The sequence below is a fragment of the Pseudomonas alkylphenolica genome, assembly GCF_016009175.1.
In the GTDB taxonomy this organism is placed as follows: Bacteria; Pseudomonadota; Gammaproteobacteria; order Pseudomonadales; family Pseudomonadaceae; genus Aquipseudomonas; species Aquipseudomonas alkylphenolica_B.
Genome location: NZ_JADUCM010000024.1, coordinates 66,195 through 84,737, shown reverse-complemented (window position 1 = coordinate 84,737; position 18,543 = coordinate 66,195). Strand labels below are relative to the sequence as shown.

Annotated in this window: 16 protein-coding genes; all 16 read left to right on the top strand. The window is 63.4% G+C overall.

The window, feature by feature from the left end; translation table 11 throughout:
* The coding region (gene mnxG / locus I5S59_RS19145; protein WP_197878023.1) for a manganese-oxidizing multicopper oxidase MnxG at positions 1–4,967 on the top strand (4,967 nt) is incomplete at its 5' end.
* Positions 4,968–4,985: 18 nt separating this feature from the next.
* A complete protein-coding gene (locus tag I5S59_RS19140) occupies positions 4,986–6,968 on the top strand; it encodes a cytochrome D1 domain-containing protein (protein WP_197878022.1) in 1,983 nt (660 codons plus the stop codon).
* Positions 6,965–7,615 carry an SCO family protein gene (locus tag I5S59_RS19135; protein WP_197878021.1) on the top strand — a complete coding sequence of 217 codons (651 nt, stop codon included), beginning with the start codon at positions 6,965–6,967 and terminating at the stop codon, positions 7,613–7,615. The genes I5S59_RS19140 and I5S59_RS19135 overlap by 4 nt, the downstream gene beginning before the upstream one ends.
* Positions 7,612–8,280 (top strand): SCO family protein, encoded by a 669-nt coding sequence (locus tag I5S59_RS19130; protein WP_197878020.1) that lies wholly within the window; start codon positions 7,612–7,614, stop codon positions 8,278–8,280. Before I5S59_RS19135 ends, I5S59_RS19130 begins: the two co-directional genes overlap by 4 nt.
* 5 nt (positions 8,281–8,285) lie before the next feature.
* Positions 8,286–9,821, top strand: coding sequence for an ABC transporter substrate-binding protein (locus I5S59_RS19125; protein ID WP_197878019.1), 1,536 nt, complete (start codon positions 8,286–8,288; stop codon positions 9,819–9,821).
* Entirely contained in the window at positions 9,818–10,462 is a 645-nt protein-coding gene (locus tag I5S59_RS19120) for a SurA N-terminal domain-containing protein (RefSeq protein ID WP_197878018.1), read from the top strand. Before I5S59_RS19125 ends, I5S59_RS19120 begins: the two co-directional genes overlap by 4 nt.
* A 229-nt stretch (positions 10,463–10,691) precedes the next feature.
* A complete protein-coding gene (locus I5S59_RS19115) occupies positions 10,692–11,225 on the top strand; it encodes a response regulator (RefSeq protein ID WP_197878017.1) in 534 nt (177 codons plus the stop codon).
* A gap of 53 nt (positions 11,226–11,278) precedes the next feature.
* Positions 11,279–12,982, top strand: a complete 1,704-nt coding sequence (locus tag I5S59_RS19110; protein WP_197878016.1) for a GspE/PulE family protein — start codon at positions 11,279–11,281, stop codon at positions 12,980–12,982.
* Positions 12,963–13,751 carry a hypothetical protein gene (locus I5S59_RS19105; RefSeq protein ID WP_197878015.1) on the top strand — a complete coding sequence of 263 codons (789 nt, stop codon included), beginning with the start codon at positions 12,963–12,965 and terminating at the stop codon, positions 13,749–13,751. Before I5S59_RS19110 ends, I5S59_RS19105 begins: the two co-directional genes overlap by 20 nt.
* 1 nt (position 13,752) lies before the next feature.
* On the top strand, positions 13,753–14,295 hold the full coding sequence (locus tag I5S59_RS19100; RefSeq protein WP_197878014.1) for a PilN domain-containing protein: 543 nt from the start codon (positions 13,753–13,755) through the stop codon (positions 14,293–14,295).
* Positions 14,282–14,830 carry a type 4a pilus biogenesis protein PilO gene (gene pilO, locus I5S59_RS19095; protein ID WP_197878013.1) on the top strand — a complete coding sequence of 183 codons (549 nt, stop codon included), beginning with the start codon at positions 14,282–14,284 and terminating at the stop codon, positions 14,828–14,830. Before I5S59_RS19100 ends, pilO begins: the two co-directional genes overlap by 14 nt.
* Entirely contained in the window at positions 14,830–15,330 is a 501-nt protein-coding gene (locus tag I5S59_RS19090) for a hypothetical protein (RefSeq protein WP_197878012.1), read from the top strand. The genes pilO and I5S59_RS19090 overlap by 1 nt, the downstream gene beginning before the upstream one ends.
* Positions 15,327–17,150, top strand: coding sequence for a secretin N-terminal domain-containing protein (locus I5S59_RS19085; protein ID WP_197878011.1), 1,824 nt, complete (start codon positions 15,327–15,329; stop codon positions 17,148–17,150). The genes I5S59_RS19090 and I5S59_RS19085 overlap by 4 nt, the downstream gene beginning before the upstream one ends.
* A 3-nt stretch (positions 17,151–17,153) precedes the next feature.
* Positions 17,154–17,627, top strand: coding sequence for a prepilin-type N-terminal cleavage/methylation domain-containing protein (locus I5S59_RS19080; RefSeq protein ID WP_197878010.1), 474 nt, complete (start codon positions 17,154–17,156; stop codon positions 17,625–17,627).
* A gap of 5 nt (positions 17,628–17,632) precedes the next feature.
* Entirely contained in the window at positions 17,633–18,007 is a 375-nt protein-coding gene (locus I5S59_RS19075; protein WP_128325378.1) for a type II secretion system protein, read from the top strand.
* Complete coding sequence (locus I5S59_RS19070; protein ID WP_197878009.1) at positions 17,982–18,512, top strand: type II secretion system protein; 531 nt, start codon at positions 17,982–17,984, stop codon at positions 18,510–18,512. The genes I5S59_RS19075 and I5S59_RS19070 overlap by 26 nt, the downstream gene beginning before the upstream one ends.
* Positions 18,513–18,543: the final 31 nt, after the last annotated feature.

The following is an 18,543-nucleotide window of genomic DNA, read 5'->3' as shown; positions in this document are numbered from 1 at the left end:
ACGAGATCATATCCAGCGAATCCGATGCCGTGGTCATGGGCTCCAATGCCGATGGCAGCTTCCCGCCTTCTACCTATCCACTGGAAAGCATCGGCAAACGCAACCCGGCACTGCCCAACCGCCTGGAGCCGTTCCGCGACTTTGCCTCGCAATTCACCGACGAGGTGGCCGTCACCCAGGCGTTCCCCGGCTATTGGGCGGACCCGGTGATGGGGCATGTGCTGGAGCCGACCCGCGACTCGTTCATGATCAACTATGGCTCTGGCGGCATGGGCGCCGAAGTGATCGCCAACCGCCTGGGCGTCGGGCCGATGCATGACTGCCTGTCCTGCTCCTATGAAGAGTTCTTCCTCAGTTCACACACCGTGGGTGATGTGGCGATGCTGGTGGATGTACCCGCCAACGTCGGGCTCGAGAACATCCGTCCCGGGGAAACGCCTTCGGCCGATCAGGTCGGGGTCAAGGCGACCATGGCGCTGTTCCCGGCCGAGCCGTCCAACGTCAACCACAGCTACATCGGTGACTTCGTCAAATTCCGCAATACCCACAACGGCCACGAACAGCACATCTTCCACCTGCACGGCCACCAATGGCTGTTCAACCCCAATGACGACAACTCCGACTATGTCGATGCCCAGGGCATTGGCCCGGGTGCCGGCTACACCTACGAAATCGCCAACGGTGGTTCGGGCAACCGTAACCGGGTAGCGGGCGATGCGATCTATCACTGCCACTTCTACCCGCACTTTGCCCAGGGCATGTGGACCATGTGGCGGGTGCACGATGTGTTCGAAGAAGGCACGCGCCTGGAGGTCTCCGGCCAAGGCCAGGACGGCTACCACACCACGCCGTTTGCCCTGCGTAACGGTAAACCGGCGTCGGGCGCACGTGCCTTGCCGGACGGCGAGATCATCGCCGGTACACCGATTCCGGCGGTCGTACCGCTGCCAGGCAAAGCCATGGCGCCGATGCCGGGTAAAGTGGCGGTGATTCCGAAACTGTCTGAAACCCTGGTTGCTGAACAGGATGATGACGATGAGGAAGAGGGCGATGATGACAGCGGTCATCATGACGCCGCGCCACGCGCGATTGGCTCGGTCGCCTTGGTGGACCGCAGTGAAGCCAACCGCAATGCCGACGGCACCCTGAAAAACCCGGGTTATCCGTTCTGGATCGGTGGCATTGAAAGCACCGTGGGGCAACGTCCACCAACGCCACCGCTGGACATGCTCGACCCGACCAAGGCGCAGCAACTTAAAACCAGCGGTAACGCGTTGTGGGCCAACCTCGACCCGGCCCAGGTCGGTGGCTGGGATGGCGGTCTGCCCCGGCACGCGCTGCAAGGCGTAGCGGCAGGCGGTGAGGCGGATGTGACCACCACTGCGCTGGATTTCTCCAAGCAGGTTACCAAGGCCAAGGCGGTGTTCCTGCCAGAAGAGGGCACGGACGTCGAACAGGCGGCCATGAGCTTCCACTCCAAGCTTGAGCACCCAAGCTATGCCGTGCTGCCGGGCAAGCAACTGGTGGCGCGCAACTTCCGCACCAACGGTGCGCTGCCAACCGCCGGCGCACCGTACTACGAGCCCTGCATGGATGACCGTGCCAAACGCCTGACCTCGGCGGCCGGCACTGGCGAGTTCAACAGCGGCGAACGCCTGGATGGCATGACCTTTACCGGCTCCTCGACTTTCACCGCCGACCACCCGCGCATCTACAAAGGCGCCAACATCCAGTTCGACGCGGTGTACAACAAGGTCGGCTACCACTTCCCGCAGGCGCGCATCATCGCCCTCTGGGAAGACGTCTGGCCGGTGATCAACAAACAGCGCCCGCCTGAGCCACTGGTGATGCGCATGAACACCTTCGACTGCGTGATGTACCAGCACACCAACCTGATCCCGTCGTACTACGAGATGGATGACTATCAGGTGCGCACCCCGACCGACGTGATCGGCCAGCACATTCACCTGCCCAAGTGGGACCTGACCGCTGCCGATGGTTCGGCCAACGGCTGGAACTACGAAGACGGCATCCTCTCGCCCGGCACCGTGGTTGAGCGCATTCATGCCATTCGCGAGTTCAACGAATGCCAGAGTGGCGACCCGCGTGAAGGCACGGCGGAATGCCCGGTGGCCAAGGCGCATCCGTTCTTCGGCCGCTTCGGACGTGCCGACTGGATGGGCGCCCGCACGGCGATGCAGCGCTGGTTCGCGGACCCGGTGGTCAACGTCAACAACGTCGACCGCGGCCTGGGCACCATCTTTACCCACGACCACCTTGGCCCATCGACGCACCAGCAGCTGGGCCTGTACGCCACCGTGCTGGCAGAGCCTGCAGGGTCAACCTGGTACCACGCCGAAACTGGCGAACAGCTGTACAACCCCGCGCTGCGTCAAGATGGCGGCCCGACCTCCTGGCAGGCCGTGGTCAAGACCGGTGACCTCGATGGTGACGGCCGTAACGACAGCTACCGGGAGTTCTTCCTGGAGTACAGCGACTTCCAGCATGCCTATGAGGCGGGCGTGTACGTCGGCGCAGGCCCGGATGGCGTGCCTAACGCCCAGGCGTTCCCGGCAACCGCAGACAGCTTCCGCTATGCCATCAACCCACCGGTGCGCAAAGAAGCCGAGAGTCTGCTCGAAGCGGTCACCGAGGCCCGTGGCGGCTTGATGCCGTCGTGCCCTAGCCGGCCGTGCCCACAGGCGATTTCGGTGGATGACCCTGGCATGTTCGTCGTCAACTACCGCAACGAACCCTTGGCACTGCGGGTCTACGACCCCAACCGGGTCGGCCCGGACGGCAAGCGCGGGATGCAGGCCGATGGCATGGCCGGCGACCTGGCGTATGCCATGCAAAGCCGCACTGACCGGGTGATTCCTGCCCTGAACCTGGCGCCACAGGCGATCACGTCCGCCGTAGGCCCTACCGGTGGCACCACCTTGTTCCCACCGCATATCAACAAGGGCGGTGGTGAGCCCGGCGACCCGTTCACCCCGATGTTGCGTACCTACTCCGGCGACAATGTGCGCCTGCGCATGCACGCCGGTGGTCATGAAGAGGAGCACAACGTGACGTTGCACGGCGTCAAGTGGCTGCAGAACGGCTCGGGCTTCGGTAACAGTTCGAACTCGGGGTGGAAGGCTTCGCAGATGGTCGGTATCTCCGAGCAACTGGGGTTCATGGCGCCGGTATCGATGATTTCCAGCGCCTCGGCACCCAACGGCGACTATCTATACTCCCTGGATGCGTCGCTTGAGGGCTACTGGAATGGCCTGTGGGGCATCATGCGCAACTACACCAACAGCCGCACTGACCTGTTCGCCTTGCCAAACAACCCGCAACCCATGGCGGCACGCAATACCGTGGCGTTCGACGGTATCTGCCCGCGCTTTACCGCCAACCCCAACGGCATCGGTACCCGGGCAACGGTCAAGCGCAGCTATGAGATTGTCGCGGCCCTGGCCAACGACATCCTGAGCAACCCGCTCAACCTGAGCATCAACGACCCGGCAGGCGTCGGCCAGCACGTCGGCGGCCCGCTCAAGGCCAATGGCGGTACCCTGGTGTACAACAGCCGTGCGGTGAACATCCCGCAGGTGACAGTGACTGATCCGGAAGATGGCGAGACCTTCACCATCGGCGGTCAGAGCGGCCCGCTGCACGACCCGACTGCCGTGCTGTATGTGCGCAAAAGCGACCTTGATCCGGTTACCGGCAAACTCAAGCCCGGCGTACCGATCGAACCGCTGGTGCTGCGCGCCGCCGCCGGCGACTGCCTGAGCGTGACCCTGGAGAACCGCCTGCCAATGGTCATGCCGGACCTGGCCAGCACCGCAGTGATGCATGGCATGGTCAAACGCAACCGCAATGACAGCGAGGGCGCTACCACCTTCAACAACAACCTGATGCGTCCGTCCAGCCATGTCGGCCTGCATGCGCAACTGCTGGCCTACGACATCACCAAGTCGGACGGGGTCAACGTCGGCCTGAACCCGGTGCAAACCGTACCACCACGCACCGGCAACAGTGGTGCCTACCCGAGCAAGGTCTACCAGTACTACGCCGGGCACCTGGAGCGCGAAGGCAAACCGGTCACCCAGACCGGCCGTTCGGTGGACAACATCAACACCACGGCCATCGAGTTTGGCGGCCTTAACCTGACCCCGGCGGATGTGATCAAACAACCGCAGAAAGGTCTGGTCGGCGCCATGAGCATCCTGCCGCAAACCGCGACCTGGACGGAGGATACCGCCAGCCGCGCCTCGGCCACGGTGCAGATCCCGGGCAGCAACGCCTACCGCGATTTTGCCCTGGTGTTCCAGAAGGCCTTGAACACCCGTTGGGCCAATGGACGACCTGTGGAAGGCATCGCTGCCGAAGGCAACGGCGTGCCGACCGATCCGCAGGACAACTCCAACATGGCCATCAACTACAAGACCGAGCCGCTGTGGTACCGCTTCGGCGTTGCACCGAACGCACCGTTCGGCCATGCCGATGGCAATGGCTGGGCGGATATTCCCAACGCCCACATGGCCTACAGCAACGCGCTGGTCGGGGGCGATCCGCAAACACCGGTGCTGTGGGCCAAGCCCGGGCAGGCACTGCGGACCCATGTGCTGATGCCAACCGGTGGCAGCCGTGGCACCACCTTCCAGCTCGATGGCCACCTGTGGCCGCTGCATAACTTCCTGCCGGAGAAGTCCGATGTCAGCGGTTACCCGATGGCCCAGCCCGGCATTGGCTCGGTGCGCTTCGGCTATAACCCGCAGGCGATGTACATCGGTGCCCAGGAGAGCGTGCTGCCGGCTGCGCACTTCAGCTTCATGGTGCCCAGCGCCGGCGGCGGCAATGCCGTACCGGGTGACTACCTGTTCCGCGACTACGCCGCCTACGGCAACGCCTCGGGCCTGTGGGGCATCTTGCGAGTAACGGACGAAACACCGCCGACTACACCGCCAGCGCAGTAAGGGAATAGGGGGAGCGTCATGAACAAGAAGAATCGACCGCTGTACCTGGGCTTGATGGCAGGGTTGACCCTGATGGGCCTGGGTATCAGCTACGAGAGCCTGTGGTGCGATCCGCGCAGCGAGGTGGCTGTCGAGAGCGATCCCCAGGCTCTGCACCGGCTCAGCCGCGACGGTGTCACCGTCGAGTTCGAGGCGAAGCCGCTGGGCAGTGACGGGGTGCTGACGGAAGGCGCATTCGCCAACGTGCTGTTCAAGGTCACCGACCAGAACAGCGGCCAGCCCCTTTCAGGTGTGTCGCCTGGCGCCTGGCTGGACCCGGCGTTGAGCGGCGATGCGGCCAAAGACCGCAGCAAAAGCTGCAAGGCACGGGTGGCACTGTTTCTCAAAAGCAGCATCGGTGCCCGGCCCTTGCTCGACCTCAACAGCTACTTTCTGCTGGTGCTGAACAAGGATGCGAGCCTGACCGTGATCGACCCGAATGTCTCGGTAGGCGGTGTCACCAGCACCCTGGCGCGCATCGAACTGCCCGGTGTGCCCATGGACTGGGTGGCCAGCAATGACGACAAGCAAGTGTTCGTGTCGATGCCCGAGCGCGGTGAAGTGGCGTTGATCGACACCTCAACCTTTCAGCGTGTGACCAATATCAATGCCGGCAAACAACCGCTGCGCGTAGCCCTGCAACCGGACCAGCGCTTGTTGTGGGTGGGCAACAATGCCAGCGATCCGGCGCACAGCGGCGTCACCGTGATCGATGTGCCCAGCCGCAAGACCCAGAAGTTCTTTGCTACCGGCAGCGGTCATCACGAAATCGCCTTCAGTGCCGACTCCCGTTACGCCTTTGTCAGCAACCGTGACAGCGGCACCCTGAGCGTGATCGACGCCAGCGAAATGCGCCTGGTAAAGACGCTCAAGGTAGGGCCGCATCCGTTGTCGGTGGCGTATTCGGCACTGTCGCAGGCGGTGTATGTGGCGGATGGCCGGGAAGGCAGCATCAGCGTTATCGATGCCCGCAGTCATGAGCTGCGGCACAAGATCCAGGGCCAGCAGGGCCTTGGGCCGATGCGCTTCAGCAGTGACGGGCGCTTCGGCATTGTGCTCAACACCCTGGAAAGCCAGGCCCTGGTGATCGACGCCAGTACCGACCAGCTGATTCACAGCTTGCCGGTCGCCGCCGAGCCCTACCAGCTGACCTTTACCAAAGCCTATGCCTACGTGCGCGGCCTGGCTTCGCCGAAGGTCACCATGATCAACCTGAGCAGCCTCGGCGAGGGTCACCAGCCGATCGTGCAGGGTTTCGAGGCCGGCCCGGCGGCGCCTCGCCAGGCGGGCGACCTGCCGTTGGCCCAGGGCCTGACGGTGGCCCGTGACGACAACTCGGTGTTCGTGGTCAACCCGGTCGACAACACCACCTACTTTTATGCCGAAGGCATGAACGCCCCGATGTCCGGGTACGCCAACCGCGGGCACAACGCCCGTGCGGCACTGGTCATCGACCGCAGCCTGCGCGAGGTGTCGCCGGGGGTGTACAGCTCGACCATCAAGCTGCCGGCGGCGGGTACCTTCGATGTCGCCTTCCTGCTTAACCAACCGCAGATCATCCACTGCTTCAGCACCGAGGTGGCCGCGTCACCGACCGCCAAGCACCGGCAGACGCCCCAGGTGGAGTTCATGCTCGACCCCAAGATGGTGCTGGAGGGCAGCACCTACACCGCACGTTTTCGCATCGTCGAAGGTAACGGCAGCCCCCGCAACGGGATCAAGGACCTGAACGTGCGCTACTTCCTGGCACCGTCGTCGCAACCCCGCGACAGCCGCGTGCACGAGGTGGGCGACGGCGTCTACGAAGCACAGCTTGAGCTGGCGCAAGCCGGTGCCTGGTACGTGCATGTGCAGGCGCCATCGCTGGGTACAGCCTTTGCCGAGAAGAACTACACCAGTTTGCGGGTACTGCCCGCTACCGCTCAACAAGCGTCCGACCTGGGTTCAAGGAGTGTGCGATGAATAGGCTCAATCGCTGCAAACTGTTCAGCCTGTGCCTGCTGGCCGCCAGTTGTGGCCTGGCTCAGGCCCATGGCGATCACGGCGACCATAGCGGTCACGGTGCACCGGCTGCCTTCCAGGAAAAAACCTCGGTGCGCTTTGCCGACGTCCAGTTGCTGGACCAGAACGGCATGCCGGTGCGCCTGGAAAAGGACCTGGTGTCCGACCACCTGGTGGTGATGGGCTTTATCTACACCAGCTGCACCACGGTATGCCCGGTGGTGTCGTCGATCATGGGCAAGGTGCAAAAGCAGCTGGGCGGGCGCGTGGGTGACGAAGTGCAACTGGTGTCGATCAGCGTCGATCCACAGCGTGATGACTCCAAGCGCCTGCAGGATTATGCCAAGGCGTTTCAGGTCGGCCCAGGCTGGAGCTGGCTCACCGGTTCGCCGTATGCGGTGACTGAAACCCTCAAGGGGCTCGGTAGCTTCAGTGCCAACCTCGCCGAGCACCCGCCGTTGATTCTGGTGGGCGACGGCCGCAGCGGTAAATGGACCCGATTCTACGGCTTTACCGACCCCGCGCTGCTGGTCAAGGAAATTGACCGTCTCAGCGCCCGCCGGGTGCACGCCAAGCACACGGCGATTGCCCAGGAGGTGCAACCATGAGCGCTGCCATTGTCCGCAAATCACCCATGCGCGTGCTCGACTGGTTGACCCTCGGGGCCTGCCTGTGGATCTTGAGCTCGGTGGCCTTTGCCCACGAAGGACACGCCCCGAAGGCAGCGCAAACGCCACAGGCGCCGCAAGGGGCGGTGACACCCACCACCGGCACCCATGATGCCCAGGCTTACTTCACCGATAGCCTGGTGCAGGACCAGAACGGCAACAGCCTGCGTTTTTACAGCGATGTGCTCAAGGATCGTGTGGTGCTGCTCAATGTCATCTTCACCCACTGCAACGACGCCTGCCCGCTGATCACCCGCAAGTTGCGCGAAGTGCGCGAGGCGCTGGGAGAAGAGGCGGCCAGCAAAGTCACCTTCGTTTCGCTGAGCAGCGACCCGACCAACGACACCCCGCAAGTGCTCAAGGCCTTTGCCGAGAAACAGGGGGTGGATGGACCGAACTGGCTGTTCCTGACCGGTGACAAGGCACAGATGGACCTGGTGCTGGCACGCCTGGGCCACTTGATTCCGAGCCCCGAGCAGCACTCCACGCAATTGATCGCTGGCGACGTGGCCAACAAGCGCTGGAGCAAGATACGTCCCGATGCACCGGCGCAAGCCATTGCCCAACGCCTGCAACTGCTGTCCCAGCCGTTGGCCGGACGTTGAGTACCATGAGACGTGCACTGCGTAGCGGGCCGCTGTTGCTGATGCTCGTCGTCAGCACCCTGGCCCAGGCCCTCGACCTGAGCCCGGCAGAGCTGGCCGGCAAGCGTCTGTACCGTGAGGGCCTTTCGAGCAGTGATGCCCAGGTGTCGGCACGCGTCGGCGCCGCCGACATGCTGGTGCCGGCCAGTGTCGTGCCCTGTGGCAGTTGCCATGGTGCCGACGGGCTGGGCCGCGCGGAGGGCGGTGTGCGTCCGCCGGTACTCAGCTGGCAGCGTCTGGCGCAGGGGCAAGGATTGCGCAGCGCCAATGGCCGGCGCTATCCGGCCTACACCGAGGCCAGTCTGGCCCGAGCGATTCAGGAGGGGCGGGACCCGGCTGGCAATCAGCTGGACCCGGCCATGCCGCGCTTTGTGCTGAGCATGGCCGACCAGCGCAACCTCAGCGCCTACCTCAAACGCCTCGCCGATGACCGTGATCCGGGCCTGACCGAGCAAACCCTGCGTCTGGGTACACTGTTGCCGGAACAGGGCCCCTTGGCGCCGTCGGCACGGGTAGTGGCCGCGGTGCTTAACGACCGTATCGATCAGCTCAATCGCCAGGGCGGAATTCATGGCCGTCAACTGCAATTGATCAGTATCGATCCGGGGCCAGACCAGGCCAGCGCCGAACAGGCACTCACGGAGCTGATCGAGCAACGCCAGGTGTTTGCCTTGATTGCCCCTTTGGCGCCGGCCCTGGAGTCGACACTGGCAAGCCGCCTGGAGCAGGCGCGCATTCCCATGATTGGCGCGGCGCTGACTGCCGGCCGTAGCGCGCAGATTTTTGACCCACTACCGGGGCTGGATGATCAGTTGTTGAGCCTGGCCGACTATGCCCAGGCCAACCTGGCGCTGCAGCAAGCCGCCACGCGCATCGTTTACACCGACCCGGCCCAGGCTGATCTCGCCCGGCAGCTTGCGCAGCAGTTGCAACACCGCGGTTGGCGCGAGGTTACGGCCGGGCCGCTGACGGAACAGGCAGTATCCGACCAGGCCATTTTCTACCTCGGCCAGGCCGAAGGCTTCGGCCAACTCATGGCGCAGTTGCAACAGGCAGGGCGCACGCCGTATCTGTTCGCGGCCGCCAACCAGGTGTCCAGCCAGCTTGCGCTGGTGCCTGAGGACTGGTCGCGGCGGGTGTTCCTGGCCTATCCCTTTGTCCCTGGTGACTGGACACCCGGTGGCAGCCAGGCGCTCCGCGAGATGCGCCAGCGTCAGGGGCTGGACGGGCGTCAGGGCGTTTTGCAAGTCAGCACATGGTGTGCGATGCAGTTGCTCAGCGATGCCCTCAAGCAGGCCGGGCGCGATGCCAGCCGCGAAAAGCTGATCACGGCGCTGGAGGGCCTGCATGATCTGCAAACCGGACTCACGCCACCGCTGAATTTCGGTCCTGGCCGCCGTCAGGGGCTGGCCGGGGCTCATGTGGTCACCCTGGAAATGCCCGGCCCGGTGTTCCTGCCGGTAGCCGACTACCGTCCTGTCGCCGAGGGGAATGCGCCATGAAGCTGCTCTGTCTGATGTTGTGCATGCTGGCTCTGCCGTTGTACGCGCAGGAGGCGCCGTTGGCGGCCCGGGTCAACGGCGTAGGCATCACCCAGTTGCGTCTGGAACGCTACTTTGCCGAATACCTGGAGGATCAGGGCAGGGCGCTGACCAGCATCCGCAACCCCAGCGTGTACAAACGTTTACGTGATCAGGCCCTGAACGACCTGATTGACCGTGAATTGCTGTGGCAGGAAGCCCAGCGCCAAGGGATCACGATCAGTGACAGCGTGGTCAACGCGCAGGTCGACCAGCTGCGCAAGGCGTTCGGCAACAGCCGCTCGTTCGAGCAACGCCTGGCCGATGCCGGATTCGACAGCGACAGCTTCGCCCAATACACCCGTCAGGAACTGGCCGCACAGCAAGTCTTCATGCAGGCCGCCCAGGTCGTTGAGCCAGACCCTGCTGAGGTTCGGGCTTTTTATCTGGCCAATCAGCAAGATTTGCAGAAGGTGCAGAACCAAACCGCAGACGCTTCTGTCGAAGAAGAGCAGGGGCTGGTTCTGGCCAAACGCGTCCTTATCGATCAGCAACAGTCGCAAGCACGGTATGCCTTGCTGCAGCGTCTTCGAGACGCCGGGCAGGTGCAACGACTTGACTGATCACTCACCTGACCCCCAATGTTGGGGATATCGGTAGGGGCAAAACGCCAGCTGGTCCCCGGGATTGGGGGAGGGGCCATGGCCCGTTTGCGTCTACTCTTAACAAATCAACGACATAGCACAGTTGAATGCGCCGTCTCTGGTCTGGCACGAAGCATGCGTAAGCCTGTACAAGGTCGCACTTCACCAGACCGGGAAACCGGGGCTGAAAGGCTGCAAGGAGTCGATCTTGGTTAACACAGTATTGGTAGTCGATGACGAACAGACCCTTGCGGGCAATATCCAGGCCTACCTGGATGCGCAAGGCCTGGACGTCCATGTTGCTCACGACGGGGCCAGTGCGATCGGTGAGGCCGAACGCACCCAACCTGAAGTGATAGTGCTCGATTTCCGCTTGCCCGACATGGAGGGGTTCCAGGTACTGGAGACTGTGCGCAAGACCAGGAACTGTCATTTCGTGCTGATCACCGCCCATCCGACCGCCGAGGTCCGTGAGCGAGCCAGCCAGCTAGGTGTCAGCCATATCCTGTTCAAGCCTTTTCCGCTCGCGGAACTGGCCCGCGCAGTCAACGACCTGATGGGCATCAAGCGCGAGGCCGGGCCTGAAGACAACACGGACACAGGGTTCGTTGAACGACGCCAGAGCAGGAGTGAAAGTTTTCCCCTGCAGTTGTTCGACGGTAGTTGGGTTCTGGCAGATCGCCGCCGCAGTGGCGCGAGGCCGCCGGATCCGGACGACGACCAACTGCTCACCGGGGAATAACGCGCGAGCAGACCTGAACATGGCTTGCCGCGCCCCGCGCTGGAGAGCAAGTCATGGAAACCGTGTCACTCGCTGTAGTCTGCACCCAGGGTAGTGCCCCTTTACCCTTCGGTCGCGAGTTGCTGGCACAGGCACGCGCCACCGCCGAACAGAGCGCCGAGCGCCTGATTGACACGCTGCAACGCTTGAGTGCTTCAAGCCCCGCTGATTTTGTCGCCCGTCTGGGTGTCACCCTGCATTATCCGGTACTCGACAGCCAGTCGCTGTTCGCCGCGACCCCGCTGTTTGACCGGGTCAGCCTGGCCCAGTGCCTGAAACGTGAATTCATCTTCCTTGAGCACAACGGCCAGGCCCTTGGCGTATTTGCCGACCCGTTCGATGCCGCCCGCCTGGCCTGGATCGACGAGTGCCTGCAAGGTGCGCCGCTGTACCTGGTCGAGGCCGCTGACCTCGCCGGGTTTCTCGCCCGCCACGAAGAAAGCTTTCATGCCGTCGATTCGCTGGACAACGAAAGCGAGGCGGTCAACGAACTCGACACCCTGCAAAGCCTGTCGCTGGCCAGCATCAGCGAAGACCAGAGCCGGGTCGTCAAACTGGTCAACTCCACGCTTTACGACGCGCTGAAAATGCACGCCAGTGACATCCACCTGGGTGTCACCGGCAATGGCCTGGTGATCAAGTACCGTATTGACGGCGTGCTCAACAGCATCAGCAAAGTCAGTGGCAGCGAGTTCGCCGAGCAGGTGATCTCGCGGATCAAGGTCATGGCCGAGCTGGACATCGGCGAAAAGCGTGTACCGCAGGACGGCCGTTTCAAGATTGGCATCAGTGCCCGGCAGATCGACTTTCGCGTGTCGATCATGCCCAGCATCTTTGGTGAAGATGCGGTGCTGCGGGTACTCGACAAGCAAGACCTGGCCGACCGGGTCAGTGGTGTGCAACTGCAGGCCCTGGGCTTCGAGGACCAGACCCTGCGCAGCCTGCGCCGCCTGGCCAACGAACCTTACGGGATGATCCTGGTTACCGGCCCCACCGGTAGCGGCAAAACCACCACCCTCTACGCCATGATCAGCGAGATCAACCACGGCGTGGACAAGATCATCACCATCGAAGACCCGGTTGAATACCAGCTGCCCGGCGTCCTGCAGATTCCGGTCAACGAGAAGAAGGGTCTGACCTTCGCCCGAGGCCTGCGCTCGATCCTGCGTCATGACCCCGACAAGATCATGGTCGGTGAGATTCGCGACCCGGACACCGCGCAGATCGCCGTGCAATCGGCCCTGACCGGTCACCTGGTGTTTACCACCATCCACGCCAACAACGTCTTTGATGTGATCGGCCGCTTCAGCCAGATGCAGGTCGATCCCTACAGCTTTGTTTCCGCCCTCAACGCCGTGCTGGCCCAGCGACTGATTCGCCTGGTCTGCCCGCACTGCGCCAGCCCCCATCACCCCAGCGAAGAAGAACTGAGCCTGTCGGGACTTGAAGCCGGGCAGGTGGGGGCCTACCGCTTTGTCCATGGCAGTGGCTGCGGCCAGTGCCGCGGCAGCGGCTATCGCGGGCGTACCGCAATCGCCGAGCTGCTGCACCTGGACGATGAGCTGCGGCAAATGATCGTCGAACGTCGGCCCCTGGCGCAGATCAGGGCCCTGGCCTGCCAACGCGGCCTGCGCCTGTTGCGCAGCTCGGCACTGGAACTGGTGCGCGATGGCCGGACCACCTTGGAGGAGATCAATCGTGTCACATTTGTCGCCTGATCGGTTTATCGCCGTACTCGGCGCCCAAGGTGTCGGCCTGAGCCAACGCCACGGGCAGGACCACCACTGGCTGGGCAGCCTGGGCTTCATCGCCGAACGCAGCCAGGCCGCCAACCTCGCACTGGACACGCTACACAGTCTGCTGGCCGAACAACGTTGCAAGGGTGCCGAACTGCAGTTGTTGCTGTCCGCACAATACTGCCGTTTTTGCCTGGTGCCCTGGAGTGCCGCCATCAACCGTCCGGCTGAGCTGCAGCACTATGCCCGCGCCTGTTTTGAGGCCCATTACGGCCAGAGCCTGGACGGCTGGCGCCTGGTGGTGTCGCCCGAGGCTGCCGGCGCTGCACGGATCGCCACCGCTGTGCCTGAGGCTTTGCTGCAACGCCTGCACGAACACTGCAGGGACCTGGGCCTGCGCCTGCGCTCGGTCCGCCCTTATCTGATGGCCGCCTATAACCGCTTTGCCGGGCAACTGGGCGAAAGCGACTTCCTCTTCGTGCTCGCCGAGCCGCAGCGCACTGTGTGCCTGTTGGCCCAGAACGGCGTATGGCAGCAGATCAGCACCCAGGGCGGCAGCGACAGCGACGCCGCCCTGCAAGCGCTGATCGCCCGCCAATGTGAACTCAACGCCAATGAGCGCGAACTGCCGGTGTTCCTGCATGCCCCCGGACGCCTGGAACAACCACCGGCACTGGACGGCGTGCAGCTTTGCGAACTGGACGGCGAGGCGGGCGATGTGCTGTGCCGCATGACCCGGGCGGTGGCCTGAAATGCGCCGCCTGGAACTGGACTTTCAGCCACGGCGCACGGCCCTTTCGGCCTGGGTGCTGCTGGCAGTCGGCGGCAGCCTGCTGGCGGGCGCGATTGCCCTGCAACAGGGGGTCAGCCAGCAACAGGTACAGGTATCCCGGCAACTGGAGGGGCTGGAACGGCAACTGGGCAAGCGCCCTGAACACACCACCTCGCTGACCCCGGCGCAAAGCCGTGAGCAAGCCGAGAAACTGGCACAGATGCGCAGTGTTTCGCAGCAGCTTCAGCGGCCGTGGGAACGCCTGTTCAACATGCTCGAAGCCTTGCCTCAGGACGATGTGGCGCTGCTGACCCTGACCCCCGACGCGCGTAAAGGCCAGGTTCGCATCAGCGCCGAAGCACGCGATCTGGAAGCCATGCTGGCCTTTCACAAACGCCTGGAAGCCAGTGGTGAGCTGAGCGATGTGTCGCTGCTCAACCACGAAATCATGGCCAAACAGCCTGAGCATCCGGTGCAGTTCAACCTGTCGGCGAACTGGGAGATCGGCCATGCACGTCCATAGCCTGATTCTGCATGAACGTGCCCGGCAGCTCGGCGTGGTTGGCCTGGCTGGCGGTGCGCTGGTACTGGTGGGCCTGCTGTACGGCGCCCTGGTGGTACTGCCGCAGTGGCAGCAACTGCAACAGCAGCAACAGCTGAGCGAGGAGGCTCAGGCCCAGTTGCAACAGTTCAAGCGTGGCGACCTGAAACTGCCACAAGTGCCGCAACATGAGCTTGAAGACTTCCACAAGCAACTGCCGGCGCAGCCGCAGGCCACGGTGGCCATCGACCGCATCTACAGCCTGGCCAAGGCCGAACGTATCAGCCTGGCGCGTGGCGAGTACGCCCTCGGCGTCGACCCCAAGACCCAACTGGCGCGCTACCAGATCCTGCTGCCGGTGCGTGGCAGCTACCCGCAGATCCGCCGCTTTGTGCATGCCCTGCTCGGGCAGTTGCCCGCGCTGGTGCTTGAGGACGTCGACCTGCAGCGCAAGAAAATCGGCGACAGCGAGCTGACCGGCCGCCTGCGTATGACCCTTTATCTGTCGAGGTCATGATGAACACTCAACGTCGCATGGCCTGGTTAGCGTTCTTCGGCACTGCCGCAGTGCTGGCCTGGGCACCCGATTACTTCTTCGACGACGCCGCCTCTGACGCTGAAGCTGTTGTCAGCCCCAAAGACAAGGCAGCAGTCGCTGCCGCCAAGGCTGGCGAACAGGTCGCCAAGCCTGCCGACCTGAGCCTTCGGGATCTGTTTCCGAGCAAAAGCTGGAAGCCGGCGGCCCAGCTCGCCACGGTCACAGAACAACCGGTTGCGGTACAGCCTGTTGCGCTGCCGCCTGCTGCGCCGGTGCTGCCATTCCAGTTCGTTGGCCGCCTGGATGATCGGGATGACCAACAGGTATTCCTGCAAAACGGCGAAAAGCTCTACGTCGTGCGGCGCGGCGACGTGATTGATGACACCTACCGGATCGAGCAGATCTCCGCCACGGAGCTGAGCCTGGTCTACCTGCCGTTGCACCTTTCCCAGACTCTGTCTGTAGGGAGCGCACCATGAAATCGTCCAGGCACTGCAATAAAGCGCCGTTCTTGATGCTTGCCCTCTGCGTCGCCCTGGGCGGTTGCGGGTCGACCAGCGTACGTAACGATGCCAAGGAGCTGATGGCCCAGGGGCAATACGAAGCCGGCATTGCCCAGCTCGAACAAGCCCTCAAGGAAGACCCGCGCGACATCGACCTGAACATCGCGGTGGTGCAGAGCCGCCGCCAGGCCGTCGAGGCCTTGCTCACCCAGGCCGACAGCGACCGCAGCCGCCATGACTTTGCCGGTGCGCGCATGGGCTACGGCCGGGTGCTGACCCTGGAGCCCAACAACCGCAGGGCGCAGGAAGGTGTGCGCCAGATCGAGCAGATACACAACATCGGTGAACGCGTCGCCCTCGGCCAGGCGGCACTGCGCAGCGGCGACCTGTTCGGTGCAGAACGGCACATGCGCGAGGTGCTCCAACTCGATCCCCAGAACGAAGGCGGCCTGGCCCTGCGCAAGGACATCGAACTGGTGCAGAGCCGTACCGCCCAGCCCAATCCGCAACTGCGCACCAAGCTGGAACGGCCGGTGACCCTGGAGTTTCGTGATGCCAACCTCAAGACCATCTTCGAGGTGCTGTCCCAGGTAGCGGGGCTGAACTTCATCTTCGACAAAGACCTGCGCCCGGACATGAAGGCCACCATCTTCGTCCGTGACGTGAAAATCGAAGACGCCGTGTCGCTGTTGCTGGACCAGAACCAGTTGCATCAGAAAGTGGTAAACGACAACACCTTGCTGATCTACCCGGACTCGCCGCAAAAGACCAAGGACTATCAGGAACTGGTCATGCGCACTTTCTACCTGACCAGCATTGATTCCAACACCGCGTTGAACATGGTCAAGACCATGCTCAAGACCCGTGATGTGTTCGTCGACGAGCGCCTCAACACCCTGACCATGCGCGACACCCCCGACGCCGTGCGCATGGCCGAGAAACTGTTGCAGTCGCAAGACCAGTCCAACCCGGAAGTGGTGCTGGAAGTGGAGGTGATGGAAGTGGCCCGCTCGCGGATTCTCGAGCTGGGCCTGCAATGGCCGAACACCTTCGGCGTGCTCAACGACGAGGGCAATCCGGTCAGTACCCTCGACCAGCTGCGCGGTATCAACTCCTCACGTATCAGCATCTCGCCAGCACCGCAGGCGAAGATCAACGCGCAGGACAATGACATCAATACCCTGGCCAGCCCGGTGATTCGCGTCAGCAACCGTGAGCAGGCGCGCATCCACATCGGTCAGCGGGTGCCGATCGTCAGCGCTACCTCGGTGCCGTCGACCCAGGGGCCTGTAATCACCGAGAGCATTACTTACCTGGACGTCGGTCTGAAGCTCGAAGTGACCCCGGTTGTGCACCTGAACAACGAAGTGGCGATCAAGGTCTCCCTTGAAGTGAGTAACGCCAAGCCGCTGGAGCCGACCCGCCAGGGCACCATTCCGGTCCAGGTCGACACCCGCAACGCCCAGACCAGCCTGCGTCTGCACGACGGTGAAACCCAGGTGCTGGCCGGGCTGGTACGCAACGACGAAGGCGCCAGCGGTAACAAGATCCCCGGTCTTGGCGACATTCCCGGTCTGGGCCGGCTGTTTGGCAGCAACCGCAACGACAAGAGCCAGTCGGAGCTGGTGTTGTCGATTACCCCACGCATCGTGCGCAACCTGCCGTACCAGAGCCCTTCGGACATGGAGTTCCCTACCGGTACTGAAACCAGCATGCAGATCCGTAACCTCAACCGCAATGTCGAGGTGGAGCTGGAACAACCCATTGCCGCTGTACCCACCGCTGCGAGGCCCTGAGCGATGAAACGGTCGATGGCAGGATTCAGCCTGATCGAAGTGATGCTGACCCTGGCGCTGCTCGGGTTGCTCGCCTCGATTGCCGCACCGCTGACCGAAACCCTGGTGCGCCGGGGCAAGGAACAGGAGCTGAAAACCGCGCTGTATCAGATCCGCGATGCCATCGACGCCTACAAACGCGCCTTCGACGCCGGCTATATCGAGAAATCGCTCAACGCCAGCGGCTATCCACCGAACCTGAACGTGCTGGTGGACGGCGTGCGCGATGTGCGCAGCGCCAAGGGGGCCAAGTTCTACTTCCTGCGGCGTATTCCGCACGATCCGTTCACCGTCAACAAACGCGACGACGACGGTGGCTGGGGCGTGCGCAGCTACGACAGTTCCGCCCAGAACCCACGCGACGGTGAAGACGTCTTCGACGTTTACTCCAAGGCGCGGGGCAAGGGCCTCAACGGTATAGCCTACGGGCAGTGGTGACTGGCATGAAACGCAACCAGGGGTTTACGCTGATTGAGTTGCTGGTGGTGATGGCGATCATCGCCACGCTGATGACCATCGCCATGCCGCGCTATTTCCAGAGCCTGGAAACCTCGCGCGAAGCCACCTTGCGCCAGAGCCTGGCGGTCATGCGCGAAGCCCTGGACCACTACTACGGCGACACCGGCCACTATCCCGAGTCGCTGGAGCAACTGGTCGAACAACGTTACCTGCGCAGCGCGCCGCTCGATCCGATCACCGAACGCCGCGACCTGTGGCAGGTGGTGGCGCCACCGGAAGGGGTGGCAGGGTCTGTCGCCGACATCAAGAGCGGTGCAACCGGGAGGGCGCGTGATGGCAGCCTCTATGCCGAGTGGTAGCACTGCCGAGGCAGGCTTCACCTACCTGGGCGTGCTGTTGCTGATCGCCGTGTCAGCCATCGCCCTGAGCTCGACCGTCACCCTGTGGTCAACCCAGGCCCTGCGCGAGCGTGAACGTGACCTGCTCTGGGTGGGCACCCAGTACGCCCAGGCGTTGCGCAGCTACTACCGCAATTCGCCGGGCCTGGCCCAGTACCCGCAGACCCTCGACGAACTGCTCGAAGACCCGCGCTACCCGAACGTCAAGCGTCACCTGCGCAGGCTTTACCCCGACCCGATCACCGGCAGTGACGACTGGGGTCTGGTGCGTTCGATCGACGGGCGCATCACCGGGGTCTACAGCCGCTCGGTGCAGGCACCCATGAAGCAGACCGGTTTTGCCGCCCAGTGGTCGGACTTCGAGGGCCTGACCCATTACGCCGACTGGCAGTTCGTCGCCGAAAAAGCCTTTGCCGAAACGGCTGCCGGGGCACAGAAGAGCCTGGCTCAGGGGGTGGGTCAATGAACCGCCAACTGACGGCTTGCGCCCTGGCCCT

What these genes read in the sequence shown, in the direction of transcription:
- I5S59_RS19075 (WP_128325378.1), top strand. Translation starts at nt 17,633, where the DNA reads ATGAAACGCAACCAGGGGTTTACGCTGATTGAGTTGCTGGTGGTGATG.
- I5S59_RS19120 (WP_197878018.1), top strand. Translation starts at nt 9,818, where the DNA reads ATGAAGCTGCTCTGTCTGATGTTGTGCATGCTGGCTCTGCCGTTGTAC.
- I5S59_RS19125 (WP_197878019.1), top strand. Translation starts at nt 8,286, where the DNA reads ATGAGACGTGCACTGCGTAGCGGGCCGCTGTTGCTGATGCTCGTCGTC.
- I5S59_RS19130 (WP_197878020.1), top strand. Translation starts at nt 7,612, where the DNA reads ATGAGCGCTGCCATTGTCCGCAAATCACCCATGCGCGTGCTCGACTGG.
- I5S59_RS19085 (WP_197878011.1), top strand. Translation starts at nt 15,327, where the DNA reads ATGAAATCGTCCAGGCACTGCAATAAAGCGCCGTTCTTGATGCTTGCC.
- pilO (WP_197878013.1), top strand. Translation starts at nt 14,282, where the DNA reads ATGCACGTCCATAGCCTGATTCTGCATGAACGTGCCCGGCAGCTCGGC.
- I5S59_RS19135 (WP_197878021.1), top strand. Translation starts at nt 6,965, where the DNA reads ATGAATAGGCTCAATCGCTGCAAACTGTTCAGCCTGTGCCTGCTGGCC.
- I5S59_RS19110 (WP_197878016.1), top strand. Translation starts at nt 11,279, where the DNA reads ATGGAAACCGTGTCACTCGCTGTAGTCTGCACCCAGGGTAGTGCCCCT.
- I5S59_RS19090 (WP_197878012.1), top strand. Translation starts at nt 14,830, where the DNA reads ATGAACACTCAACGTCGCATGGCCTGGTTAGCGTTCTTCGGCACTGCC.
- I5S59_RS19140 (WP_197878022.1), top strand. Translation starts at nt 4,986, where the DNA reads ATGAACAAGAAGAATCGACCGCTGTACCTGGGCTTGATGGCAGGGTTG.
- I5S59_RS19100 (WP_197878014.1), top strand. Translation starts at nt 13,753, where the DNA reads ATGCGCCGCCTGGAACTGGACTTTCAGCCACGGCGCACGGCCCTTTCG.
- I5S59_RS19080 (WP_197878010.1), top strand. Translation starts at nt 17,154, where the DNA reads ATGAAACGGTCGATGGCAGGATTCAGCCTGATCGAAGTGATGCTGACC.
- I5S59_RS19070 (WP_197878009.1), top strand. Translation starts at nt 17,982, where the DNA reads ATGGCAGCCTCTATGCCGAGTGGTAGCACTGCCGAGGCAGGCTTCACC.